Origin of the sequence: Desulfosediminicola flagellatus (assembly GCF_005116655.2) — a bacterium.
GTDB lineage: Bacteria > Desulfobacterota > Desulfobulbia > Desulfobulbales > Desulfocapsaceae > Desulfopila > Desulfopila flagellata.
On sequence record NZ_CP050698.1, the window covers coordinates 5030115 to 5057065 of the forward strand.

At 41.9% G+C, this 26951-nt stretch carries 23 protein-coding genes; 8 read left to right on the forward strand and 15 right to left on the reverse strand.

What is annotated here, in order from left to right; translation table 11 throughout:
- The first annotated feature begins 268 nt into the window (after positions 1-268).
- Entirely contained in the window at positions 269-3865 is a 3597-nt protein-coding gene (locus FCL46_RS20865; RefSeq protein WP_136806049.1) for a hybrid sensor histidine kinase/response regulator, read from the forward strand.
- A 285-nt stretch (positions 3866-4150) separates the two neighbouring features.
- Entirely contained in the window at positions 4151-5020 is an 870-nt protein-coding gene (locus tag FCL46_RS20870; protein WP_136806050.1) for a hypothetical protein, read from the forward strand.
- Positions 5021-5088: 68 nt separating this feature from the next.
- On the opposite strand, the gene FCL46_RS20875 is transcribed toward FCL46_RS20870, so the two are convergent.
- The 15 genes from FCL46_RS20875 to FCL46_RS20945 all read right to left on the reverse strand — a co-directional run bounded on the left by FCL46_RS20875 (position 5089) and on the right by FCL46_RS20945 (position 18958).
- Positions 5089-7635, reverse strand: a complete 2547-nt coding sequence (locus tag FCL46_RS20875) for a phosphoenolpyruvate carboxylase (RefSeq protein ID WP_136806051.1) — start codon at positions 7633-7635, stop codon at positions 5089-5091.
- A complete protein-coding gene (locus tag FCL46_RS20880) occupies positions 7589-9448 on the reverse strand; it encodes a cation:proton antiporter (protein ID WP_136806052.1) in 1860 nt (619 codons plus the stop codon). The genes FCL46_RS20875 and FCL46_RS20880 overlap by 47 nt, the downstream gene beginning before the upstream one ends.
- A gap of 112 nt (positions 9449-9560) precedes the next feature.
- Entirely contained in the window at positions 9561-9908 is a 348-nt protein-coding gene (locus FCL46_RS20885) for a hypothetical protein (protein WP_136806053.1), read from the reverse strand.
- 358 nt (positions 9909-10266) lie between these two features.
- Positions 10267-10566: a YdhR family protein gene (locus tag FCL46_RS20890; protein ID WP_167505778.1), complete on the reverse strand. Its 300-nt coding sequence runs from the start codon at positions 10564-10566 to the stop codon at positions 10267-10269.
- Between the two features lie 136 nt (positions 10567-10702).
- The gene (locus tag FCL46_RS20895) at positions 10703-11347 is read right to left on the reverse strand and encodes a hypothetical protein (RefSeq protein WP_228723262.1); all 645 of its coding nucleotides are present in this window, start codon (positions 11345-11347) and stop codon (positions 10703-10705) included.
- 19 nt (positions 11348-11366) lie between these two features.
- Entirely contained in the window at positions 11367-11633 is a 267-nt protein-coding gene (locus FCL46_RS20900; protein WP_136806055.1) for a DUF211 domain-containing protein, read from the reverse strand.
- Between the two features lie 354 nt (positions 11634-11987).
- Positions 11988-12362, reverse strand: coding sequence for a hypothetical protein (locus FCL46_RS20905; protein WP_136806056.1), 375 nt, complete (start codon positions 12360-12362; stop codon positions 11988-11990).
- Between the two features lie 146 nt (positions 12363-12508).
- Positions 12509-12850 (reverse strand): hypothetical protein, encoded by a 342-nt coding sequence (locus tag FCL46_RS20910; protein WP_136806057.1) that lies wholly within the window; start codon positions 12848-12850, stop codon positions 12509-12511.
- Positions 12851-13043: 193 nt separating this feature from the next.
- A complete protein-coding gene (locus FCL46_RS20915) occupies positions 13044-13553 on the reverse strand; it encodes a hypothetical protein (RefSeq protein WP_136806058.1) in 510 nt (169 codons plus the stop codon).
- Positions 13554-13717: 164 nt separating this feature from the next.
- Positions 13718-14338 carry a YdeI/OmpD-associated family protein gene (locus tag FCL46_RS20920; RefSeq protein WP_217909479.1) on the reverse strand — a complete coding sequence of 207 codons (621 nt, stop codon included), beginning with the start codon at positions 14336-14338 and terminating at the stop codon, positions 13718-13720.
- A gap of 276 nt (positions 14339-14614) precedes the next feature.
- Complete coding sequence (locus FCL46_RS20925; RefSeq protein ID WP_136806059.1) at positions 14615-15538, reverse strand: hypothetical protein; 924 nt, start codon at positions 15536-15538, stop codon at positions 14615-14617.
- Between the two features lie 103 nt (positions 15539-15641).
- On the reverse strand, positions 15642-16598 hold the full coding sequence (locus FCL46_RS20930) for a hypothetical protein (RefSeq protein ID WP_136806060.1): 957 nt from the start codon (positions 16596-16598) through the stop codon (positions 15642-15644).
- Positions 16599-17049: 451 nt separating this feature from the next.
- Positions 17050-17472, reverse strand: coding sequence for a GNAT family N-acetyltransferase (locus tag FCL46_RS20935; protein ID WP_136806061.1), 423 nt, complete (start codon positions 17470-17472; stop codon positions 17050-17052).
- Positions 17473-18006: 534 nt separating this feature from the next.
- Positions 18007-18318, reverse strand: coding sequence for a hypothetical protein (locus FCL46_RS20940; protein WP_136806062.1), 312 nt, complete (start codon positions 18316-18318; stop codon positions 18007-18009).
- Entirely contained in the window at positions 18308-18958 is a 651-nt protein-coding gene (locus FCL46_RS20945; RefSeq protein WP_136806063.1) for an AAA family ATPase, read from the reverse strand. Before FCL46_RS20945 ends, FCL46_RS20940 begins: the two co-directional genes overlap by 11 nt.
- Before the next feature lie 585 nt (positions 18959-19543).
- Here FCL46_RS20945 and FCL46_RS20950 point away from each other — a divergent pair.
- The 6 genes from FCL46_RS20950 to FCL46_RS20975 all read left to right on the forward strand — a co-directional run bounded on the left by FCL46_RS20950 (position 19544) and on the right by FCL46_RS20975 (position 26834).
- On the forward strand, positions 19544-20299 hold the full coding sequence (locus tag FCL46_RS20950; protein ID WP_136806064.1) for an acyl-CoA dehydratase activase: 756 nt from the start codon (positions 19544-19546) through the stop codon (positions 20297-20299).
- Between the two features lie 11 nt (positions 20300-20310).
- Positions 20311-21450 (forward strand): double-cubane-cluster-containing anaerobic reductase, encoded by a 1140-nt coding sequence (locus FCL46_RS20955; RefSeq protein WP_136806065.1) that lies wholly within the window; start codon positions 20311-20313, stop codon positions 21448-21450.
- A gap of 743 nt (positions 21451-22193) precedes the next feature.
- Positions 22194-23213: an amino acid ABC transporter substrate-binding protein gene (locus tag FCL46_RS20960; protein ID WP_136806066.1), complete on the forward strand. Its 1020-nt coding sequence runs from the start codon at positions 22194-22196 to the stop codon at positions 23211-23213.
- 241 nt (positions 23214-23454) lie between these two features.
- A complete protein-coding gene (locus FCL46_RS20965) occupies positions 23455-24630 on the forward strand; it encodes an amino acid ABC transporter permease (protein WP_136806067.1) in 1176 nt (391 codons plus the stop codon).
- A 1-nt stretch (position 24631) separates the two neighbouring features.
- Positions 24632-25729, forward strand: a complete 1098-nt coding sequence (locus FCL46_RS20970; protein WP_136806068.1) for an amino acid ABC transporter permease — start codon at positions 24632-24634, stop codon at positions 25727-25729.
- A 334-nt stretch (positions 25730-26063) separates the two neighbouring features.
- On the forward strand, positions 26064-26834 hold the full coding sequence (locus FCL46_RS20975) for an amino acid ABC transporter ATP-binding protein (RefSeq protein ID WP_136806069.1): 771 nt from the start codon (positions 26064-26066) through the stop codon (positions 26832-26834).
- Positions 26835-26951 lie beyond the last annotated feature (117 nt).

Consider the following 26951-nt stretch of genomic DNA (forward strand, 5'->3'; position numbering starts at 1 on the left):
ACTTCGCTAAGTCACTTAAAGCAATAGCTTTTCACCCTTGAGTACAATCTGTAAAATCCCGACACAGGTTAAAGGATGCTCCCTATTTTAGATTGAATGAGAAGAGTTAGTCTATTTTTTCCTGGCTATGCATAAGTATCCGTGCAGTAATTTAATTTCCCAAGGAAACTGTGATAAACTTTAATGATCTTAGGCATGGAAAAACTAGTACTCAACAAAAACTCATGTAATACTCCCAATCTGTTCGATAAAATGAGACAATTACCTGATGAATAAAAGAAAAGACTATCAGCAGTTTGACAGTTACATGGAATTCATAACCAAACTTCCGACTATGATCCATGCAATAGACAAAGATGGCATTTTGATAAATGTCAGTGAATTCTGGCTGGAAAAATTGGGCTATGAACGAGAAGAAGTTATAGGTAAACACTCGACTATTTTTTTGACAGAAGAGTCCAGGAAATATGCAGAACAAACAGCACTGCCTGACTTTTTTGCCAAAGGCTTCATAGAAAACGTTCCGTATCAATTTTTAAGAAAAGATAACGCAATAATTGATGTGTTGCTGTCAGCCAATTCAATCTATGACAAGGAGGGTGCATTTCTCTGTTCGCTGGCAACAATTGTTGACATTACAGAGAAGAAGCGCTCTGAAGATCAGCTGCAGGAAAGCGAAATACGATACAGAAATCTTGTCGGCAATATACCCGGTACTGTCTATCAGGTCGTCATGAGTGCAGATGGTCAGTTTCGCTTCGACTACCTAAGCGATAATTGTCTCGATCTCTTTGGGTACAGCGCCGAAGAAATCAAAAAAGATGCTCAATTGATATTTGATAATATTCCTCAGCCGGATGCTGACGAGGTGATACAGGTAATAGAAAGATCCGCCTCCACTTTAACACGTTATAGTCTTGAATATCGTTTTATCAAAAAAAATGGTGAGAGAATATGGATATATGCCTCTTCTACTCCAAGAATACTTCCTGATGGGGCCATTATCTGGGATGGTATTGGACTTGATATTACCGAGCAAAAAGTGAACGAAAATGAAAAATACAAAAACCATAAAATTCTAATCGAAGCTGAAAAACTCGCCAATGTCGGGGGATGGGAATGGGACATGGTTGAGGATCAATGGTCAATGTCCGACAATTGGTTGGCAATTCATGGATGCAAAAAGAGAGACCTTAATAGCGAAGAACTCCTGGCTATTGCATACGAGGATGACAGGCACCAGATTCAAGAGGCTTTTAACAGTGCCGTCGAATCTGGTGAGACGTATAAAATTGAGCACAAAATTGTTCGACAAGACTCTGGAGAGGTACGATATATTCGAGCTCATGGCACGGTAAAACGTGCTCAAGACGGTACCCCATTGAAATTGTATGGGGTAGCCCAGGATATCACTGATCAAAAGAACACACAGATTGCTCTGGAAAAAAGTGAGCTAAAATACAGAGAGTTACTTGATCTTGCTCAGGAAGGTATCTGGGTCATTGATAACGAGGATAAAACACGTTTTGTAAATCCGAGCATGGCAAGAATACTTGGATACACAGCTGAGGAAATGATTGGGAAAAGTCTTTTTGATTTTATGGATGAACAAGGGATTAAAATTGCTCACCATAAAATCGAACAGCGAAAGAGGGGCATATCCGAACAACATGATTTTGAATTTATCCGTAAAGATGGGGACCGAATATATACTACAATGGAAACAGCGCCTATTTTTGACTCAAGTGGCCGATATGATGGCGCTATAGCTGGCATACTTGATACTACTGCTCGAAGGCATAAAGAGAGAGTACAAGAATCCCAATTAAAACTTGTTGAATATGCCTCTACACATACATCACTAGAACTGCTGAATAAATTTTTAGATGAAGCGGAAGTTCTCACCGACAGCAAAATTGGGTTTTATCATTTTTATGATGACAATACGCAAACACTTTCACTTCAAACCTGGTCGTCAAATACCGTAAACGTCATGTGCAAGGCTGACAAAACACGCACACATTACCCACTTGAAAAAGCGGGTGTCTGGGCAGACTGTGTCCGAAACAAAAAACCGGTAGTTCACAATAATTATGACAGGCTGCCTCACAAAAAAGGTGTTCCGGAAGGCCATGCAAAAGTTATCCGTGAGCTTGTGGTTCCTGTTATTCGCGATGGTGACGTCGTTGCCGTATTAGGTGTTGGAAACAAAGGGAATGACTACAATGAAAATGATGTTGATATAGTTCAGGTATTGTCAGATCTCGCTTGGGAAACGGTCAGTCGAAAACTCGCTGAAGAATCATTGCATGCCAGTCAGGCTAAGCTTGAAAATTTGCTTCAGACGATTCAGGCTGGTGTAATTGTCCACGATGTTGAGACGAATCAGGTAACTGATTTCAATTCAGCCGCTCTGAAAATTCTCGGGATGACGGGTGAGCAGATATTAGGAAAAAGTACAGTAGAACCAGGATGGAATTTCATTACCGAAGATGGCAAAGTAATGAATGTGTTTGATTTCCCCGTAAATATTGTCAAGAGAACAAAGAAGCCACTTATTGATTACATTGTTGGAATAGAAAAGCCTTCTCAACCAGAACCGACCTGGGCGATAGTCAAAGCTAACCCTCAATTTGATCAAAACGGGGAATTGAGGCAGATTATTGTTTCATCCATGGACATAACGGAACTGAGAAAAACTCAGGATCAACTCAGGAAAAAGGATCAACAGCTTATCCAAGCTCAAAAAATGGAGTCTATTGGTAATTTAGCCGGAGGCATTGCTCATGATTTCAACAATATTCTCACTTCAATTATAGGATTTACAGAACTCGCTCTTGAGGGAGCCGAGAAAGGTTCTAATCAAGAAAATGATCTTGAAGAGGTTTACGCCGCTGGAAATAGAGCAAAGGAGTTGGTAAAACAAATTCTGGCATTTGCCCGTCAGTCCGAAGAGGAATTAAAACCTGTTCGACTTCGCGATATCATTGCAGATACGCTAAAACTTCTGCGTCCTTCAACCCCATCATCAATCGAAATCATCACCAGCATTGATAGCAGTTCGTATACTATGGCCAACCCCTCCCAGTTGCATCAGGTAGTATTGAATTTATGTACCAACTCAATTCATGCTATGCAAAGTCATGGAGAAATTCTTGAGATTGGCTTGAGAGACATTGTTTTATCAGCAAAGAATACAATGAAAAACTCACCCTTAACTGGTGACAAATATATTGAATTCTCCGTCTCAGATAATGGCCCGGGAGTTGAACCAGATATCATAAATAGGATTTTTGAACCCTACTATACAACCAAAGGAGTTGGCGAAGGGACAGGCATGGGTTTAGCAATGGTCAAAGGTATTGTAGAAAGCTGGGGCGGACAAATTACCGTAAAGAGTGAACCCCAAAAAAAGACGACATTTACCGTAATTCTGCCGATCTCAACAAGCAGAGACCATGCCAGTTCACCTCAGTCCGAACCGTACTCGCTCGGGACTGAGCATATCCTCTTTGTCGACGATGAACCGCCCATAGCCAAAATGACCAGCCGTATACTTGAGAGTCTGGGTTATAAGGTGACTGTCCGAACCAGCAGTGTTGAAGCTCTTCAGTTATTTCAGGCAAAGCCGGATGCGTTCGATCTGGTTATCAGCGATATGACCATGCCTTACATAACAGGAGATGAACTCTCCATTGAAATTCGGAAAATCAGGCAAGATATCCCCATTATTCTCTGCACTGGATATAGTAATATAATTAATGAGGAGGGAGCTCGACAGATTGGGATAAACGCATTTGCTTTCAAACCGTTTAAACGATCAGATTTTGCAAAAATTATACGAGATGTTCTGGATGCTTGCTGATTAAACATGATTTGACAGCTCAAAACCACAAACACGTAGGAATGGTGAAGAAGTTTGCTTATCATTGACCTTTCGTTTTAATCAAACAGCCAATTGAAACACTAGTCATGTCATGTGTCAGATGTCGTAATCATGTGAAGCTTTTTCTCTTCCTGCGAGGCACGAGCGATGGAGCATAGCAGCGCTATGTAACAGAACGAGTAACGAAGTCAGGAAGTGAAAAGGGCGAACAGAATTAGACATCTGAGGCATGACAGGACACTAGCCCATTCTAGGTTTTCGTTTATGAGAATGCTGAATTACTTTGTATTTTATGGGGCTTGGATCCTCTTGAGTCTGTTCCTGCTACAAACTGGTCGGTGGATTCCTTCTGTAGTGACTGCGGGGATGGGCAATGTGTTTATCCTGATGATGTTGCTTGGCCTCTCTTTCGTGTCCCGTCATTACCAGTTGCGTATTGAGCCGTCTTTAAAGCAGCGCCTTCCGCAACGTCTGCTCGTCCTCGCCGTTTGCGTTCTGATCTTTGGCAGTGGATACACAATGGTAACGTTGCTTGGAATTCAGGGTAACCTGATCAGCGCAATTCATACTGCAAACCTCCTCTTTTTTGCCTGCGTTTTGGGGAGTTGGTTAACTGAACCCCTGAAACGCCCTGCCGAACTTATCCCTTTATGCCTGGTCATGTCACTGATCGATATTTTTAGCGTATTTCAGGGTCCCACGCGGGAATTAACCAGCAACCTTGTGGGGTATTACGGCAGCGGTCAACCAGGACCTCCGCCACTGGTGGATTATATCCTGATCAAGTTGCCCCTACCAGGACAGTCCTCTTTGCTGCCTGTGTTTGGTGTCTCCGACTGGATTATGATTGTCATGCTTTCGGCGGCTGCTGCCAAATTCGGCATGAATGACAACATCTTGCATCGATTTGGAAAAGTCTATTTTCCTGTGGCAGCAATGGGTTTGGTAGCTACGATACTGGCCGCCAGAGAACTCGATATGTATCTACCGGCTTTACCGATGATCGCTGTGTGTTTCCTCGCTGTAATGTCATTCAAATTTCCTGAAGTCCGTCATCTAACACGTAATGAACTCCGTCCGATGGCTCTTTTTACAGCTTTTGCAGGTGGCCTTTTCGTTATCGCACGTCTTTAAGAGGTCTTTGATTGGAGGTTAAAGAGCAGGTAAAGACCTCCAATACATGTATCAGCTTGAAATCATCATCAGGCAGAATTCCTGCTGGCATTTATATTACCGTACAATGATCGTTGAATGAGTTTTTCATACGATTGAATATCGCCCGATTTTTTTTCAATTTTTTGAAAAGCGTATTGCTGGATAACCAGTAATGGTAAGACAATGTCTTCCCTTATCTTTATTGAACGTCGTGATATAGGTTCCTCTTCCATCAAATAACGGCAGTTAGAAACACGTAGAACCATCTCTTTTGACAACAGATATTCATCAAATAAAATTTTCCAGAATTCACCATATACAGGGTCTTTTGCTGTATAGGAGGTTAATTCAAAATAACATTTTGACATGGACATCATACTGTTCAAAAGTAAGGTCTTGAAGAAAGGGACCTCTTTATACAACTTCTGCAATTCCTCAATGCCTATTTCATCCGCCATCGTTTTTAAGGCAGTGCCGATACCAAAATAGCCCGGTACGTTCTGCCTTAACTGACTCCAGGACCCAACAAAAGAAATGGCTCTCAGATCGCTCAGTTCCAGCTTCTTTTTGTTTCCTCTTTTAGCGGGTCTGCTGCCGATCTTGGCTTCACTGTAATATTTCAATGTGCTTCTATTTTCCAGATATGGAAGAAATAATTCGTGGTGCTTGAGTGCACTATATTTTTCATAACTCAAAAGCCCTAATCGCTCTATAACCTGTCGTGATTTTTCAGAAATAGTAAGCGGTCTCATTGACAATCCGTGTGAGAGCCCGGCTGTGAGCAGTTGTTCGCAATTATGGACAAAATGGGTCTGGGTGCCATACAAACTGGTAATGGTCTGTCCCTGGATGGTTAATTGAATGGCATGATTAGCAATCTGATGACTTTGTGATGCATAGAACTTATGAGATTTACCGCCACCCCGTGCAGGAGGCCCGCCTCTACCATCGAAAAAGATGGCCGTGATATCGTATTGATCACACGTGGCCGATAAGGTTTCTTTTGTTTTTAAAATTGACCAGTTGGCATTAAGATATCCACCATCTTTTGTGCCGTCAGAGAACCCCAGCATCATGGTTTGTTTGTCTTTTCGATGCCGGACATGATTCCTGTAATGAGGGATTTCAAAGAGTTCCTGCATTATAGATTCTGCGTTCTTCATGCCTTCCATCGACTCAAACAATGGAATAATATCCACAGGAAGGTCTTCTTGTCCCCAGTCGCACCAGCGCAATAATGCATAGACAAACAGCACCGAGAAAATGTCTTCAGAATTACTGATGATATATCGGTTGCAGCCTTGTTCTCCGTTTTTTTCCTGTACTACCTTCATCTGTGCGATTGTTTTAATGGTATCCTGTGTAATTTCGTCTTCAAACTGATCTGCATGAAGAGAAATTTTTTCATGAACAAGAATGTCGATCAATTGATCCCTTGAAAGCTCATCCAGGCTGTCTTTGATAAGATTGTGCTTTTTAAAAATGGCTTCGATGGTCTTTTTATGCTCGTTATGATTCTGCCGTATATCGATCGTTGCAAAATGGGTTCTGAATATTTTGATTTTATCAATAAAGGCATCCAGTTCTTCTGCGTAAAGGTCATTGTAACTCTCTGTCAGTATTGTTTTAACCTGTTTAAGCGGAGTTAGGAGTTCTTCTACTGGTAGTGTTTTTAACGGATCAAACATACTCAAATAGAGCTGTGATCTAAGATGAGCCAGAATATCTTCTATTCCCTTAAATGTCAGTTTCTGCTCTAAGCGTTTAATTTCATGATAATAACATTTCATTAAGGTCATGCGAAGTTCATCCGCTACCTGCCCGGTCGTCTGTGCTGTCACAAAAGGGTTACCGTCCCGATCCCCGCCTGGCCAGAACCCAAGCTGGACAAGATCGGGGTTATCAAAATCATTGCCCGGCAAATTTTTTTTAATATTGGAATACAACTCACCCAATGCGTCATAGTAAACACTACGAAGAAAATATATGATGTTTTTGGCTTCATCAAACGGGGTCGGATTTTTTGTATTCAACAGGGATGTCAATCCAAGCTGCTGAAGCGAAAGATCGATTTCATTGAGATTGTTTTCGCGGATCAGTGACCGCAGGCTAGTAATGATATCCAGGGCGGAACGTGGGTAAAACTGGGATGGGTGGGCTGTAAATACAATCCGGACACTGAAATCAGATATTTTTTTGAGCAGTTGAGGTGTCTGGTTTCTACTAACAGCCATATCGATACAATTTTTAAGAGACATGTGATTGTCAAAGGTGAGCAATTCACCAAAGCCTGAGTCTTCAACGCTGTCATACAGAACTATCTGCCGTTCAACATACTGAATCACCCTGAGCATGAAATCAATTTTATCTTCTTCTGATACCATTTCAGTGTGAGCCGTAAAAAAGGAATCCAGAATGTCCAGTGGCTCTTTTCCTGATTCAAGTCCCTTCCTGGACTCATGACTCAGGAGGGGGATAAGCATCCCAATCCTTTTAATTTTTTGAAATGGAAGGTTTAGAAACAGGCTGTTGTAAACGTTAAACTTATTATTTACTAATTTTTCGAACGCTGTTTCCATCGGTGATTTGTTCATGTATTTTTTCCTCCACTTTGTCGCCCTGGACAAGCAGGTAGATAATAGTCCATTCCGGTTTGGGGGATATTTGCCGATTGTCTGAAAAGACATGAATCTTCCCATCTGGTCTAAGTGCAAAAAGGGGTACAACTCCCCGCTGTTGGTGTCTTTCCAGAAATGTCTTGAAATCAAATTTCTCGGTCAGGGTTGTCGTGCGAATCTCTCCATTTTTTGAGAGCGCAGAAGCCATGAGAGAATAGGTGAGTTCATTCCCAAAAAGGAGACTGCCTTGTCTTTGCACCGACAACCGCTGCCCTTCCAGTCCGTTTGTCTGCGATTTAGGCATGGTGAACACATTCTCATTCCCCAGTTCCATCCTGAAATGCATGACAGCCGCTGCATTTATATTTTCATAGGGACATATCGTAAGAACCCTGCCGATCCCGACAAGATCGATATGACGATTGGCATGTTCTGAAATCGGGTTGCCGAAATAAGCCGGCAATCCGTCAATTTTGGCTTTGGATACATTCTCCCACTCCGTATCAGCAAGCAGCACTGTGATCTTATTGTCCGTCAGGGCCCTAGCAACTGCCCGGGCGACACTGTTGGCGCCGATAATCAGAAAACCTCTGGGGTCGGGTTCTGCAACTTTTAACCACAGTGCAATAGGACGGGCTGTCATACTTTGCAGAACAACGGTTACAATAATAATAAAAAACGTGAGGGGCACGAGCAGATTTGCATCGGCAACACCGGCTTTTTCGAGCTGAACTGCAAAAAGAGCAGATATCGCGGCTGCTACAATTCCACGGGGTGCAATCCACGCAAGCATGTGGCGTTCTGGCCAGGTGAGCTTTGACCCTAAAGAAGAAATCATAATGTTCAGCGGCCGGGCAAGAAACTGGATGGCCAGGAACAAAAAGACCACTCCCCAACCAAGGCCTATCAATTCTTGAATATCAAGACGGGCAGAGAGCATGATAAAGAGCACTGATATTAGAAGGATACTGATGTTTTCCTTAAAATCAAGGATCTCCTGGACTTCAACGTTTTTCATATTCGCCAGCCAGATCCCCAGGATTGTCACCGTGATAAGTCCTGATTCATGTTGAAGGGCATTGGATGCAATAAAAGAAACGATAACCAGTGTCAGAGCGCCAAGGTTATGGAGAAATATCGGCAGCCAGTGATTCCTTATGACAATGCCGAAAAGGTATCCGCAGGTAGCCCCGACTGCACCTCCAACCAACAGCATCTTTCCAAAGGTTAACAGCGTATGCCCTAATGCCTCCTGACCGGTTCCGGAAATAACAAACTCATATACCAATACAGCAAAGCCTGCACCAATAGGGTCAATTATAATCCCTTCCCAGCGAAGGATGTTAGAAATCGAAGACGTCGGTCGTATGGTCCGTAGCATGGGGACAATTACGGTAGGACCACTCACCGTCGCTATGGCACCAAACAACAGCGAGATTTCCCACGATAAGCCAACTGCATATCGCGCGGCTAACGCTGTAATGACCCATGTGACAAGCATACCGATGGAGACCATTTTTTGAACAACAGTCCCTAAGCCTCGAATTTCCTGAAATCTAAGCGTCAGACTTCCTTCAAAAAGGATGATAGCAACAGACAGGGACACAAACGGGAAAAAGAACGCACCCATAATTTTTTCAGGGGCAAGTAAACCAAGGATCGGACCTGCCATAATCCCGGCAATCAACAAAAAAACAATCCCAGGCAACTTGAGACGCCATGCAAGCCACTGACACATAGTCGAGGTGATAAGTACCCCTGCAATAACGAGTAATAAATTTTCAGGCATGAGTTTTTCCTGGGCTATTTATACGATGGTCACCGTGTTAAGGGAGAGAGAAAAAAAACGCCCAGATATCAAGAGGGCATAGCTATTCCTTGTTGAACCTGATGTTATGTTTTTACGTTGGATAGTTTTTATATAAAGCTTTATGCATTTCCATTTGGACTTTTAAAAGCTCGTCTGCATTTTCCGGGTTCAACCTGTCATCATTTAAAAGCTCTATCATTTTAGCATGATAAGCTAAAAGAATAGGGGCTGCTGCCGGTCTTACCTTTTCTGATTCGTTGGTTATTCTAAACTTGTAATCTTCCATCGCCATTCCTATTGCAAGTTTTTTCATTTCCCTTCGGTATTGGTCTTTTTCCCTCTTATATTGGTAACGTTCTTTGATTAAGAGGGTTGTAATTGAGGCTAAGGACCCAATTAGTGCTCCCAGGAATCCAGAAATAGCAGAACTTAATTCCATATCGTGCTCCTACGACACATAACGTTGAAATCATTTTCCCGTGTTCTTTGCGGATCAGGTTGGCATTACTCCTCTCCCCCGAGGGGGAGAATAGTGGTTCACTTACGCTCATCTTCTTGGTGCACATCTTACAGCCATAACAACTGCCTTTGTCTTCTACACGCTCATTACCACGGTTCTTTGCCACATCAGCTATAGGCCATTTGATCCGGGATCCTGTAACCAGAATTCTACTGCCCCTCCTTCATCTTTCATAAAGATTTTGTGGCACACGTGAGTTTCAGCTAATTCGAGTAGAGCGTAGAGGAACGTTGTGAGACGTCGTGTTCTGAGAAATTTTCATTAATTGAATATTTCATTATTCTCTTAGTACATCTAAAGCCTCGAAAACCTCAATACGTGGTTCACCGATCGTTTTATATGCAGTTGCTATTGTTTTTCTTAGTTCCGAATCTCGATATGAATTGAAGTCTTCTATAGATTTCCATAAATACAATCCCGCGTATTCTCCTGTGGACGGTTCTTGTAGATAATATTTTTGCTGTAAACCTTGGAGTGCTCGAAAATCTTCCTTCCGACTGTTGACTACTTTTCTGACTTCATCAGGAGTGAGAGTAGATGTAAATTTTACAAGTAGTATGACTGATGGATTCTGCATGTATTCCCCTCTCATTGTATTGAAAATAGCAAATACTCATAACGCATTGCTCACCAGGTGCGGATTATCCGCCATCACACAAGCATTGCGTTAGGTCCCATACGGTTTTAGTTGATCTGATAATTTTGAAGTAATTTCAAATATAGAGGCCAAAAAGTAGTATAATTACCACCGTTACTATGGCGGTTATCAATGTCCTCAACCCGGACCATAACCAAAATGTTTTACTGATTTGACCAATAAATACCCCAAGAAAAAAAATACATATAAGTGCTACAAAAATTGAGTTTATAAAAGGTGATGAAGGAAGTGAGCGGAGTTGTTCTGCAAAAAACAAAGGTAAGAGGATCACCAGAGATAACAGCAATGGTGCGAGTCCATTAACCAGAGCCACAACTACTGGTAGATACCGGCTTGCCTGCCCATAATCACTCTCTTTCAGGTCGATTAACAAGGCCTGTTCCAACTCACGTAATTCTTTTTCACGCTCAGCTTTCTCACTCAGGTAGGCGCTACTTAGCCCGCTTATAAACAGAGCAACTGTTGCACCCAGGCAGGCACTGATTGCCACCGACAGTTCTTTCATCCCACTTACATAGAAACCAGTCAACATGCCCAGCATGGTTAACGAACCGTCAAAGCCATTGGTAATTAAATAGCGCCGTGCAATACTTCTGGCACGAAGGATATGTAATAGCAGTTGTTTTTTATTTACGATCATGTGACGTGAACGAGGCAGAAAGATGTAATCAGATACAACATTCGGGCTCTCAAAGGCCATGTACAAGAATATCAAAATATTATTCAGAATGAGTACCACACACTTCAACTTCATCAATGCTATGAACAGATGCGCCCATTTTTTCGATAGCATTTTTAATATTCTCAAAATTTATATCAGCGCCTTCAATAATCAAAATTGTGCTTTCCGTTTTTTTATCCACCTCAGTGACTTTTAATTTCACTCGGTAATCTGCCCCAAGCTCAGCAATGGCAGAAGAAAAGTCCAAAGCATTTGGTTTATGTGGTTTTAGTACATCAAGTACGAGTCTGAGTGTTTTTGTCATGAGTGATTCTCAAAAATGTTTTGATCTGTCGATTTTACGCCTTGTTAACATCTCACAACCAATTTTATATTTTTTGTGCACTCAATACTTTTTGTTGTCGAACGCAGGAGATACGCCCCGCGGCTTTTGATTCGGGTTGATTTGCCTGGTTATGCTTCATTTTCCCAACAAAGCCGCAAACCCTGAAGTTCGAAATAACGGCCTCAGCAATTCTACACCTTTTTCAAGCTCTTCTTTTGGAATCATAGCACAGTTGTTGTCCTTGAAACATAACATCTAGCATCAGTGGCAAGATGCGCGTAGCTGGCACCTTGCCACAACGGCAGGTTTCAGTCAGGCATACTTAATACAATCTTACCTGCTTTTTTCCTGTTTGCTCGCATAATAATAGCTGTACGTCATTAGGATAATCAGAGCAATTCCAAAAAGAAGCAGGCCCAAACTGAATTCAATAGTTCCGCCCAGAGAAAAAACGGCTCTTACGATAGTGATCAATGCAACAACAATAATTGTAGGAATCAAAACCCACTTTCGTTCAATTGGTTTTCTATCGGCCATTAGCAACATTACGGTCCAAGAGAACGCAATTACAGAAAAAAGCCCCATCGGATAAGCTACTGCCTCTACCCCCATTCTTTCCGGTATCCATGCAAGGATTGCAACAACGAAATCTGCTATTGCGGCGATCCAATAACTTAGCCTCAATAATACTATCGTTTTTTTCATCATCTGCTCCGTTAGAATACCTCAAATTCAGATGCTGTTATGGTGGTATGAAATGAGTAAATGCCTTACGACAACGGTAAGTTAAGCAACGCGGTTCAGGGTGTCCGATTCAGCATAGCTGAACATACTCAAACAATTTGTAATGACTTCTATTTTTCATTCTTTATTTTATAGATTAAATAAAAGTGAACTATCATTAAAGGAAAAAATATGAATATAGTAGTTACGATTGAATTAATGATATTAAGCAATAACCGTTTCTTTTCATTGTAACACTCAAGTTCTATAATTGAAAAAATGGGAAGCAATTCGAATGGAACAAATAGCAACATAAAAGTTGTGCCACCCCAAATAATCATATCCTTTGATGTAGTAGCTGGTGAATCCGTTATCATTATCGCCACAACAGTACCAAGAAGACAGGCAGCAATAAATATGTAAATAATTTCAATAATTAGAATGATTTTTAGACCTTTTTTATATCCGGTCATTTATTTTTATCCATTTTCTCATGACATTTCGCTAAGCAGCAAAAGCATGGAAAAGACAAGGCAGAAGGATTGTCTTTTCCATTAACGCTTATTTGGATATACCGATTAGGCTCGCTGTTTTTTGTCAGACTTGAGACCCTGATTCGGCAATCATTGCCGATGTTTTTTTGTTGGGGCCAGAAATTAAATACATCTATTCTTTTTTAATTTCCTGCTGGATCAGCGGAGTTTCCTTGCAATCTTTAAAGGATATACTGCATGGGAAATTGAAACTCAGTTTGGCATTCATAATGCCCCTGGCCTCCATGCCTTCGACGACTTTGCAACCAATTGATTCAACTGTGTCTTGTACGGTTACGGTTGCAGAACTACAGCCTAGGACTATCACAGCATCATACTGTTTTGCTTCTTTTAATAACTTCTTGCGTGTGCCCAAAGTCCACATACACATAAACCATTGGTGATAAAGACCGCACCCAAAAACTTTTGACTCAACAGCCTTTTCTTTTAATCGGGCCTGGAGCGTTTTGAGATATTGCTCGAAAGGTTGAGACTTGAAGAAACTCCTGAAAAATTCCATAAAAGGCTTCTTCTCTCGCACCGCAATAGTCGCTGCGGGACACATTCTACAGGGAACGATTAAGGCAGAACGTAAACCTTCAACTTCAGAAATAACATCTGTATCTTCGAAATGAATTGGCATTTACAGTTCCTCCTATTTCTGTTTTTTTTGACAACAGGTGAACAAAAAAAAATCAGGCGCATTAAATTTTAACGTTTTTTAACTACTTGCAAAACAAAGTGTTGAGAGGCACGAGCGACGCTTTATTTTGTCCATGTTGATTTTGTTGTTAGCCAGAATGGTCATTATTCACCAAGACTCTTATTTTCAATGAGCAATCTTACTGTTTCCCTGACTCTTTTTTCTTTAGTTTCATCGCGTTTTGCACTCTCAATCCACCAAAGAAATTGTTTTTTTCTAGATGGAGCTAAATCTTCAAATTTTTTCTCAGCTCTCTGATTCTGTGCAAAGGCATCTTTAAGTGCTTTGGGTGTCTCTAACCTAATATCAACACTATCAAGAATATTCCATGATCCATTTTGTTTTGCTCTTTCAATTTTTCTAAGTCCATACTCTGTCATTGATCCGTCTTTTATTAACTTTTCAACTCGCAATTTATTTTTGTTGGACCAATTGCTACGATCCTTTCTTGGTGTATATTTTTGCATATGCTGTTCATCATCAATTCTTCTTACAACCGAATCTATCCAGCCATAGCATAATGCTTCTTCCACTGCCTCGTCGTATTTAATGGATTTCTTTTTCGTCTTAACTTTGTAGAACACAAGCCAGATTTCAGATGCTTTGTCATGGTTATTCTCTAACCAAGTTCTCCATTCCTTACGATCTTTGAATAGTTTTGAAATCATGATTTTTATAGCTAACAAGTCTGTAGAAAAAGTCCCTGAATGTCCAGAGAACTTCATTTTTAAATATTTCTAATTTTCAACAATTCTATAGTGTCAATCTTGTTTAGTTAAAACAATACCTTGCCCACTCATATCCATCTAAAAACTCATTTAAATGACATGTTTCATTTGTATATACAGTAAGATAATTATAAAAATTTTCATTTTAAGCTCTTCAGATTATAATATTCGCGAATCAATAAAGAGAATAATTAATTTAAGCGGTGCGCCATCAGCGCGTCCGAGCGAGCGGTTTTAAACGCCAGGTTATACATTAATTTCACATATAAAAAATTATATTATTTGGGCTATCTCAGGTTCTAAAAGTGCTAATTCATTCATTACCCTCACTAAAGACTCCCAATTCTCCTGGACAGCATAATATTGAGCATTACCAAAAAGTTTTGCTTTTTGTTCCATAAGAACTGCCGCATTATCATTTTTTGCTTTGCTGAAATAATTGCTACCATCAATACAGCGTCTAGCTCCTAGTGGGAAACAAAAGTTTACAAGGGTATTTGTGAAATCACGATTTGTGGTACCATTAATTAGTTCTGCTACTTTTAAAAACGCCTCAGAACCACAATAAACAATACCTCCTATTTCTTCGTGCTTCATTAAGTGGCGCACAGTATGAAGATGATTAGCTATTGTTTCATCCAGAGAAAGATCCAGAAATTTTCGAAAATCAAAACGTAAAGTATAAGGATGAGTGGAATAACTAATTTCTTTTGCATTCCAAGTATCTAAAAAATCGTTTATAGGCAAGATTGCACACGGAAATAATTGAGGATCGTGCAATTCTACCCAACCATTGTTTATGTTGGTTACAACTACAAAATGGTCCCCTCCCTGTTTTATACTTCTGTTTGGATCATACGATAAACCTCCCATGTCTATTGGTCCCACTAAAACAGGGCCTGCCTTTACTGCATTCACCAGTGATTTTTTTGCGTTTGCTTCCTCTTCGATCTGTTCGGTTGTGCAACTCCACCCCAATGATTCCATTGCTAGGCTTAACCCTTTTTCCGGATCTATTTTTGATGGGCTTGGGAAGAATACTGGGTTTTGTAGATCGAGAAATGTCGCGCCAAAAGGCATGCCTGTTAAAGCCTCAATGAGTCCAACATTGGGTATGTTTTCCATGCCAGCATTTTCAAGACATATTTTTAAACTATTGCTGAAGCAATACGCACTATTTCCTAAGTAGTTGATCATCTCTTTCTTATAGGATTGTCTATATAATGTTCAATGTTTTTTGTATAGCGTGTAGGGTAACCGGCGAGGTTCAGCGAGTCCGTGTTTACTCGTTTGTTATCTTTTATTTATTATAGTCTTTAACTATTGCCTTTTTACTTATGGGGTAAATATCTTCACTTTCTATATTTATATCAAAAGTTGTGTGCTCTAAATTTACTTCATTGCCCCAAGGCTCTTCAAACAGATTAAGATCAGAAGGGTAGTGATATTTGCAACTATTGGGCTGCTCGCCATTAATCACACACAGCCAACTTAAAATATTACTTATAGACATTGCAATAAATGGCAATCTGTTTGCTAGATGTATTGGATCCCAGTTTCTACCATGACGTTTAGGTCTGAAATTATGTTTAGGGGTACCTTTAATTGACTCATTAACGAAATAGGATGATCCAAAAGCACTTTCACCAAGGATTATAGCTTTATCAGGTGAATCAGCAACTCCGGGGGAAATCTCAGGACAAACCACTACCTTAAAACCACCCGGTGAGACTCTAAGTCCATGTTTTATGGCATTGTATTCATAGCTGAAATTCATGTCTATGAACTCCTTGGCTAACTTAGACCAAAGGTTTTCAAAGCCAGAAATGATTCTGTTTTTATCAACTTTTTCAGGGTTTATGTGTTTATGGACGGTTTCAGAAAGTAGGTGCCAAGTAAGATTTTTATTTTTAAATCTTGTATTGAGATTCTCTCTATTTACAACTTTACCAATCACATTGATGAGTTCGAAATTTTTGTAGTTTAGCATCCAGGCTAAAGGACAATGTGGAGCTTGTATACTTGAAGCGATGAGTGCAAATAAAGTTTCTGTTGCATGTGAATAAGCCACTCGTATTGCAGTAGCCGCATTATGCTTGTTATCTGTTTCTAATTGAGAAACATTGCTATGTGCAATAAAGTTGAAATAATCTGGATCAATGCCCTTTAGAAACTCTATATTCTTACTTTTCAACTCCCAATCCCAAAACGATATAGCTCTTTCGTCTATAATTATATGGTGGGCTTGCATTCTCATATTTTCATAAGATAACCATTGATTATCAGCTCAATTTGCCCTGATAATATGATATTAAGGGTGTTTTCGGGCACTATTGCCCTGGTGCAATATCTTGATCTCTGAGAAAGGCATCACTCAGATACAAACTATAGATTGTGGATTTTTACGGAAGAGTAATCTTCTGATGCAAAGACATTGTTCAGGTAACCAATAAACATCTCAATGCACCAAAATTCTTATAAAATCACTTTCACAACCTACACACCTATCAACTAAATGAATTAGCCACAAGCTGTCAACCACAAACGCTTCACATCCTACAGCCAACACATTAACAACTTGGAACCTTGAATAGTTTTGAAACGTATAGCTGAAAATAATAAACACCTAGCTGGTACAGAACGTAAAATCTACTTAGAACTTCATTCACACGATGTTAAACACCTGAGATAACACTGTGAATTACGATTTATTCCGTAAAACCACGATCCTTCATTGAATCACTATTATTGAATAATGCCATGCCAGTTTTCATCTTTCTAAATCCCTGCTTTTCATAAAAGCCCTCTTTGCCTGGTGCGGCATAGAGTATTACATTGCAATCCGCGATCTTTTCTAGAATCTTTTCGACTATTATTCTGCCAATCCCTCGACCCTGATATTCTTTCACAACTGCACAATCGTATACAGCAGCTTGATAGGCACCATCCGAGATCGCCCTGCCAAACCCAATGAGAGTTTTAGCGTCATAAACAAAGACTGTCGTATGGCTGGCTTGAAACGCTTTCTTATGCTTTTCAGGCTCATAATAGGCCATCCCTACTGACTTCAATGTCTCGGAGATTGTCTGCCAATCTATATCTGTACAATCGTATGTAGTTATTAGGTTCATTAATGATTAGTCAGGTTTTCGGAAGCATACTATTCCTCTGTCGCTCGTTTATAAACTAGGAGGGTGTCCGACAATGGCCTTTTGCTCAAACTCTTCGGAATTTTAAAAAAATAATGCTCGCAATATCATCTATATGGCTGTGCTTATTTTTTGAAAATGTCTCGATTTTAACCAAAATTCCTATTCTCGGACACCCTCCTAGTGTCCTGTCATGCCTCAGATGTCTAATTCTGCTCGCCCTTTTCACTTCCTGACTTCGTTACGCCTTCTGTTACATAGCGCTGCTATGCTCCATCAGTCGTGCCTTGCAGGAAAAGAAAAAAGCTTCGCATTATTACGACATTTGACACATGACATGACACTTGGAGAGTGTCGAATAATGCCCTCTCTTTCCAACCCTTCGTCATTTTGACAACATCAATACACGAGATCTCAGACAGATGACTCCGCCCTAGCATCAAAACACTCCGATTTGAGAAGAAATGTCTATTCTCGAACAACCTCCTGATAGATTATCATACTTCCTGGGCGACTTTATTTTTTTCCAGTTAGGCGCTCAATCTCTTTTTCGATCTCAGGAGCGATCTTCTCCAGGATAAATGATGTCATATTATAGGGAGTGTAGCTTGTTACATGTTTTAGCTTTAAATAGAGCGGTTCCGGCATTTTGAGAAGAACCTGCTTCATCATGTCTTCACGCACAAATGGTTGCTGCCAGGAGTAGACAGTCTCATCATCTTTAGGCAGTGGTTTACCCGCACCTGCTGCAAATGCATCGAGTGCTGCTTCTTTATCTTTAATTCCCGGAGCACTGCGCAATGGGCTGCTCTTTTTCTTAGTCACCATAAATCTCCTCGTACAATCCATTCATTTCATTGATCGCTTTTTTGTCTCGCCGATATTCCATTACTGAGATGCCATCTCGTGCAGCCTTACGAAAAGCAATACGGTCATACACCATAGAATTTGTCAGGCCGAGATTCTCAAAATTTTCCTGAAGGATAAATTCGCGCGTATCTCTGTCTTCACGAACAACCGGATTGGTCGACACTCTGTTCAATACAATGTTGGCAACAAGTGCCTCGTTAAAGGTTTTCGCCATTTCAACGAGAGTGTCCATCTGACGGATTGTCCAGATATCAAACTGAAACGGCTGAACCGGAATATAGACCTGATCAGCCACGCCAAGCGCATACCGTAATTCAAGTGAATCACGCCCACCCGCATCGATGATGATCTCATCATAACGCTCTGCCAGATCCTGCACCTGTGCGGCCAGACCTTTACCAAATTTCTGTACACATGACACTCGCGGCTCGACCTCATCCTCTTCCCGAACTGTCGCCCAAAACGATGCCGTACCCTGCCGATCCGTATCAAGCAACAACACATCTTTACCTTCCATAGCCAGCATAGACGCGATATTTGTCGCTAATGTCGTCTTGCCCGTACCACCTTTTTCTCCACCAAACACCGTAATACTCATACGTAACCTCCACGCATACATACACGCAACATATCATATATACAGTATAGACTATACATACTGTACAACATTATCTGCCTAGTATAGTACAGCCGACACAGGCTCTGTTTCAAGAAATGTTTTACCGCAAAAAAGTGCTTTAAGAGGATAGCCAAAGGGTATATTTGCTAACTGTTTGAGTAGGTGAAGAAATACTTAAAATGGTTAAATATTTTTTTTTGCGTAAGTAATAGGTCTTCAGAAATGGTTTGGTCCATATCGATATTTGGATTGAGATGATCCCGCAGCCAATTTCCAACATAGTTAAACCACAAACAGGTACAATAAAAATTCGACTGCTATCATCACTATCATCCCTATAAAACCAGGCCTTCCAGCCGACGTCATATTTATTCACCACTCAACCACTTGAATTCGTATCAATTACCCCTCAATAAACCCGATACATCTCTGCACAATTATAGGGTTTACCAATTGGACGCATCTTTCAATTCATGCTATCTGCATGTTCATCAACTAAAAACCTGCCAGCCCTAAGAACTCATCAGGTTAACTCATACAACCTCTTTTTTTATTTGAATAAATATGCGATACGCCGGAATTGATATTGGCTCCAGAACCATTGAACTAGTGGTTGTCGATGAGACAGGCACTATCCTCGATAGCCTTCAGGACGATACAGGCTTTGAACCGATTGCCGTTGCCAAGACACTCACCAGCAAGGTGAAGTTTGACCATATCATGGCTACTGGATACGGAAGAAACCTGTTTGAAATCTCTTTTGATGCACCAACTGTTACTGAAATAAAGGCCCATGCCAGAGGTGCACGGGCGTTTTTCCCAGAGGCCAGAGCTGTGCTTGATATCGGTGGTCAGGACAGCAAAGCTATCTCCCTGCTCAACTCAGGCAAAGTGCAAAAATTCGAAATGAATGATCGTTGTGCTGCAGGAACCGGCAAATTTATCGAAATCATGGCTCGCGCCCTTGGTTTTGATATTGATCAATTTGGTGATATTGCACTGCAGGCAACCGAAGACCTGCAAATATCGAGTATGTGTACCGTCTTTGCCGAATCTGAAGTCACTTCTCTTATCGCAAAAGGACACGACCGCAAAGCAATTGCCCGCGGATTACATGCCAGTGTCATCCGCCGTGCTGTTGCTATGATCAATAGAGTCTCCCCTACCGGAGATATCGTCTTTACAGGCGGGGTAGCTAAAAACCCGTGCATGATAGAATTTTTAGAAAAACAATTGGGCCGCAACGTGCTTCGCCCACAAGACCCACAGCTCGTCGGTGCGCTCGGAGCAGCGCTTTTGGCGGTAGAAAGTGATATATAACGGAGATTAATATGGGAACAGATATCAGCACCAAACTGCAGCACATTGCAGAACAGAACATGGAAGACATCGAAAGTGCAAAAGCCGAAGGCCGATCAGCTATTGGTTTTTACTGTGTATTTACCCCCACCGAATTAGCTGTGGCGGCAAATGCCGTTCCGCTGCCTTTATGCGGCACGCGTAATGATCCAATTGCAAAGGCCGAAGAAACACTGCCACGCAACCTTTGTCCGCTCATCAAGAGCAGCTTTGGCTTTGCCGTTTCGAAAACCTGCCCTTTTGTCGAGGCTTCTGACCTTATCGTTGGCGACACCACCTGTGACGGCAAGAAAAAGATGTTTGAACTGCTTGCCCGCTATAAAAAAACTCACGTCCTTCAGTTACCACAAAATCAGGATACCAATGTAGCCCTGCCAATGTGGCGCAAGGAGTTAGATGACTTTCGCGGACGTATTGAAACACAGACAGGTGTGGAAATTACAGAGGAACGTCTCAAAGATGCTATCAGCCTGATGAATCGCGAGCGCCGTGCTCGCAAACAGCTGATGGATGTAAATAAGGTAAAGCCCGCACCACTGGCTGGCTCCCAGGTTATAGAGATTCTTTTTAAAGTCGGTTTTTTAGCCGATAAAATGAAAGGAATCACCTTTATGGAAGAAGTCGCTGCAGAGGCGCTGAAAGGTAATCTCAGGCCGGAAGCAGAACGCTCACCTAACCGCAAACGTATTTTAGTGACCGGTGTTCCTGTAGGGCTTGGAAGTGATAAAGTAATAAAGATTGTAGAACAGAGCGGCGCCGACGTGGTCGTCTGTGAAAACTGTACCGGCTATAAGCAGGCCTTTCAGGTTGATGAAAACAAAGCACCCATGGATGCCCTTGCCGAACAGTATCTCTCAACCCCATGTTCAGTTATGAGTCCAAACAACAATCGACTTGAACTGCTCAAAGAGATGATTACAGAATTTCAGGTTGATGGTGTTATTGATCTCACCTGGCAGGCATGTCATACCTACAACATTGAATCTTTCACTGTTGAAGAATTTGTACAAAAAGAATTTGATTTACCTACTCTGCATCTTGAAACCGATTATGCAGAAAGTGATACAGAACAACTCCGGGTACGCATCGATGCGTATCTTGAAATGCTGTAATATATAGATTTTCTCCTCCAAGCCCGGCAACAACAGAGAATTATCTCTATCGGATAATCATCTGTTGTTCCGGGCTATCGTTTATCTGCTCAGCACAATCAACTCCCAAAACTATAAAGAATCAGTATCTTACAAGACATACTGAATTCCTTTGTTCTCGAACCCACCATATCTACAACAAATATGTGATAAACAGACATCCAGCCATGCTTCTGGTTCTGCCAAAGTACCACCGATGTCGTTTTTTATACGGAATATCGCGTGCTCCATGGTGAGCAAAAAGATAACATTCTTGTTCAACCACTACACATTTGTGAAACATCTCGATCCCAATATTATACAGATTTGTAACATTAATACCTTTCAGGAATCAGCCTGACCGCACAATCAAGCCACCCACAAAGACAATTACAAGCAACTGTTATTACGACATTTCCAACAACTCACTCAGACCCTAAAACACCAAACATATTCTTAAAAGACTCTCTGGCACACCACTTGCTTTATGACATTCCTGTACACCTCAGGAGGTCATCGTTACCTGATCCGCTTAGCTGGAATATTTGCTTTCGATAAAATTCCAGAATGACATACGGCAACGTACGGGGGACCGGAAATTTCCTGGAAGTGTATTGAATGAGGTTTATCCCATATTTTTATGAAGATCGATTCATTAAAAATGCGGTTTTAGTCATGCTTTAGAGGCGTTAGAATTAAAGATGTTGAAATTTCAGGAGATTGTAATGAAGAGAATAACTTGCTCAATTGCCACAGCTGCACTCACAGTTTGCCTTACTACCGGCCTTGCACAGGCCGATACAAAAGAAGAAGTAATTAAACGCGGATACCTGCAATGTGGCGTTTCTACTGGTCTTCCAGGATTCTCAAACCCTGATGAAAAAGGTGCATGGAGCGGTCTCGATGTAGAGGTTTGCCGCGCAGTTGCTGCAGCTACCCTTGGTGATGCTACTAAAGTAAAATTTTTGCCGCTGACAGCAAAAGAGCGTTTTACCGCACTGCAGTCAGGTGAGATTGATATCCTTTCAAGGAATACAACCTGGACACTCACTCGCGACTCATCTCTTGGACTCAACTTTGCCGGCACCAGTTATTATGACGGACAGGGTTTCATGGTCTCAAAAGGTCTGGGCGTGAAAAGTGCTCTCGAACTTGACGGCGCAGCAGTATGTATCCAGTCAGGAACCACATCTGAGTTAAATCTTGCAGACTACTTCAAGCAGAACAAGATGGAGTACAAACCGATCGTATTCGATACCTCTGATCAGACCGTAAAAGGTTTTGAGGCAGGACGTTGCGATGTACTTACCAGTGATCAGTCACAGCTTTACGGATTACGTATCAAACTTGCAAAACCTGAAGACGCAGTTGTTCTCCCGGAAGTAATCTCCAAAGAGCCACTCGGACCAGTTGTTCGACAGGGTGATGATGCATGGTTTAATATTGTTAAATGGTCTCTTTACGCAATGATTAACGGTGAAGAACTCGGTGTAACTTCTGCAAACGTGGCATCTATGCAAGACACTACCAATCCAGGTATCAAACGCTTCTTAGGCCTTGAAGGTATTAAAGGTGAAGGACTCGGACTTGCTGATGACTGGTCATATCAGATCATCAAGCAGGTTGGTAATTATGGCGAAATGTTCGAACGTACCGTCGGCCAGAGCTCCCCGCTCAAAATCGGTCGTGGTCTCAATGCACTCTGGACCCAGAGTGGCCTGCAGTATGCGCCTCCAATTCGATAGTCAGGGCACTCCCCTGGACCTTCGATCGGATAATCAATCCCCATCAGTATAAGCGACTTTATACCATTATCGCCTATCTGAATGGCCTATAGATAGTCAATTAGTCGATCGAAAAACATTGAATTACGTATCCTCTGACTGAAGCATTACACACGTGCTTCGGTCAGAGTTACTACACGATTTTTATCATGGGAAACCGGGACTACCCCTTTCCCCCACTTTCTACGAATTGCGTGCGCCCATGCCTTACCAAGAGAAAAAAACCACACGCTGGTGGAATAATGCCCAGCACCGTGCACTACTCTTCCAGATTCTGCTTATATCAGCATTAGGGCTTATTGCCTGGAGTGTGGCCAATAACACCATGGTCAACCTGGAGAAACGCGGCATTTCCACCGGTTTTAAATTTCTATCACAGGAATCGGGCTTCGGCATTATCCAGAGCCTTGTTCCCTACGACGAATCGTATACCTTCGGCCGGACCTTTATTGTCGGCCTGCTGAACACCTTAATGGTTTCTGTATGCGGTATCTTTTTTGCCACCATCATCGGTTTTACAGTCGGTGTGGCAAGGCTCTCTAAAAACTGGCTGGTTTCAAGGCTTGCCGGCGTATATATCGAAACGTTCAGAAATATTCCATTATTGCTGCAGATATTCTTCTGGTATTTTGCAGTTCTTCGTGCACTCCCCTCACCGCGCCAGAGTCTTTCTTTAGGTGAATCCTTTTTTCTTAACATCCGCGGTCTCTATATTCCGCGACCAATTTTCGAGAGCGGTTTCGGCATCGTCGTTGCGGTATTTGCTATGGCTCTTATCGCTTCAGTCTGGATCTATATCTGGGCACGTAAGCGTCAGCTGGAAACTGGAAAGCAGTTTAACACTGCACTAACCGTAGCGCTGTTGCTTGTTGTTGCGCCCCTTGTTGCCTTTTTTATCTCAGGAAGCCCTATCAGCTGGGAGTTACCGGCGTTAAAAGGATTCAATTTCCGCGGCGGCCTATCCATAATCCCTGAATTCTCGGCACTCCTTGTTGCCTTATCCATATACACAGGCGCTTTTATCGCCGAAGCTGTTCGCTCAGGCATACTGGCAGTCAATAAAGGCCAGACTGAGGCGGCCTCTGCACTCGGGCTCCACCAGAGCATGGTATTAAAGCTTGTTGTCATTCCGCAGGCATTACGGGTCATCATTCCGCAGCTGACAAGTCAGTACCTCAACCTTGTAAAAAACTCCTCGTTAGCTACCGCCATAGGTTACCCGGACCTTGTTTCTGTCTTTGCCGGAACAACGCTTAACCAAACAGGGCAGGCAATTGAAGTCGTTGCTATGACCATGGGAGTCTACCTCTTTATCAGTCTGACAATCTCAATGATTATGAACTGGTATAACAAAAAAATCATGCTGGTGGAGAGATAAAATGGCTGTAATAACTCATACTCCAAAACTCGACAGGATGCCGCCTGTGTCCAATGCAGGAATTGTCGGCTGGTTCAGAGCCAACCTTTTTTCCTCCTGGATCAGCTCACTCTTTACTCTGTTTGCTATCTGGTTTCTCTTTACCACGTTACCACCTGTCTTCGACTGGCTCTTTTTCAAGGCAAGCTGGATCGGCACTACACGTGACGCCTGCTCAATAGACGGGGCCTGCTGGGTATTTATATCCGTACGATTCGAGCAGTTCTTATTCGGTTTTTATCCAGCCACTGAATACTGGCGGGTAATTGTTGCTTTTGCACTATTTGCTGCTCTGGTTGCCTGGCTGCTCATTGAACAGACACCGCAGAAAGGTAAAGTTGCGTTCTTTACCGTGTTTATTTACCCGCTCATTGCCTACGTTCTCTTTTATGGCGGATCATTTGGCCTGGACGTGATTGAGACCCATAAATGGGGCGGCCTGATGCTTACGCTTATCCTCGCTGCAGTCGGCATGTGCTGCGCACTGCCACTTGGGGTAATTCTGGCTCTTGGGCGTCGCTCTTCAATGCCGGTCGCAAAATCATGTTCGGTAATATTTATTGAATTCTGGCGAGGTGTTCCGCTCATCACGGTACTCTTTATGTCATCGGTAATGCTTCCGATATTCATGCCGGAAGAGATGAGCTTTGACAAATTGCTACGCGCCATGATCGGTATCATCTTCTTCCAATCTGCCTATATGGCGGAAGTCATCCGTGGCGGCTTACAGGCCATTCCACGCGGTCAGTATGAAGCTGCTGAAGCACTGGCGCTTCCATATTGGAAATCCATGTACCTGATCATTCTGCCGCAGGCCATGAAAATGGTTATTCCCGGAATCGTTAATACTTTCATAGCCCTCTTTAAAGATACGACCCTGGTTCTTATCATCGGTCTTTTTGATCTGTTGGCTGTTGTTCAATCCGCCTTTTCTGATCCGAAATGGCTTGGATTTTCCGTAGAGGGATTTGTTTTTGTAGCTGCAATTTATTGGATATCCTGCTTTTCCATGTCTCGATATTCGATGCATCTAGAAAGGAAGCTACATACCGGCCACTAGGAGCTGTGTCAGAAAATGGCCTTTTGCCCAAACTCTTCGGAATTATCAAAAAATAATGCTCGCAATATCATTTATATGGCTGTGCTTATTTTTTGATAATTTCTCGACTTTGACCAAAATGCCTATTCTCGGACACCCTCCTGGAAGCCGAAAGGAGAATGCCCTTTTTCCATATATCTTCGTTATCGTACTAAAAATTAATGCTCGACTTATTTCATATATGTCTCCGCTTAATTTCGTTACGATGCCTCGATATCTGAAAAAATTGCTTTTCTCTGCCACACCGATCAGAAGGCATTTATAATCAATTCCAAAGAAGTAGAGGAATAAAAATATGAGCAACGCACACGTACAAGAGAAAGCATCCGCATCCGGAGAAGTCGTCATTGAACTGAAGGATATGAATAAGTGGTATGGTGATTTTCATGTCTTAAAAGATATTAATATGAAGGTCTATAAAGGTGAGCGTATTATCATCTGCGGGCCTTCCGGTTGCGGTAAATCTACAATGATCCGTTGCATGAACAGGCTTGAACAGCATCAGCAGGGAGAAATCATTGTTAATGGCATTGAACTGACAGACGACCTGAAAGGTATTGATACTGTTCGTCGTAATATCGGCATGGTTTTTCAACAGTTCAACCTCTTCCCGCACCTGACAGTTATGGAAAATTGCTGCCTGGCACCTCTATGGGTACAGAAAAAACCGAAAAAAGAAGCAGAAGAAATGGCCCGACGATTTCTTGAACGGGTACAGATCGGTAATCAGGCGGATAAGTTTCCCGGCCAGCTTTCAGGTGGTCAGCAGCAGCGTGTTGCTATTGCCCGTAGTTTATGCATGAACCCGTCAATTATGCTATTTGACGAACCGACTTCGGCCCTGGACCCTGAAATGATAAAAGAGGTTCTCGACGTAATGATCGATCTGGCCGATGAAGGCATGACAATGATTTGCGTAACACATGAAATGGGGTTTGCCAAAACAGTAGCAGACCGGGTAATATTCATGGATAGTGGTGAGATTGTAGAAGAAAACGAGCCGGAAGAGTTCTTCTCGAACCCGCAATCAGAACGAACACAGCTATTTTTAAGCCAGATTCTATAATACCACGCAAAAAACGAAATTACGGCTCTCTTGAATGTTGAATTTGGAGAGGAGAGATCAAGGCAGCCGTTTGCAGCTTGAAAAAGCTGCTTAAGGGGAGAACTTCATTCTTTGAAG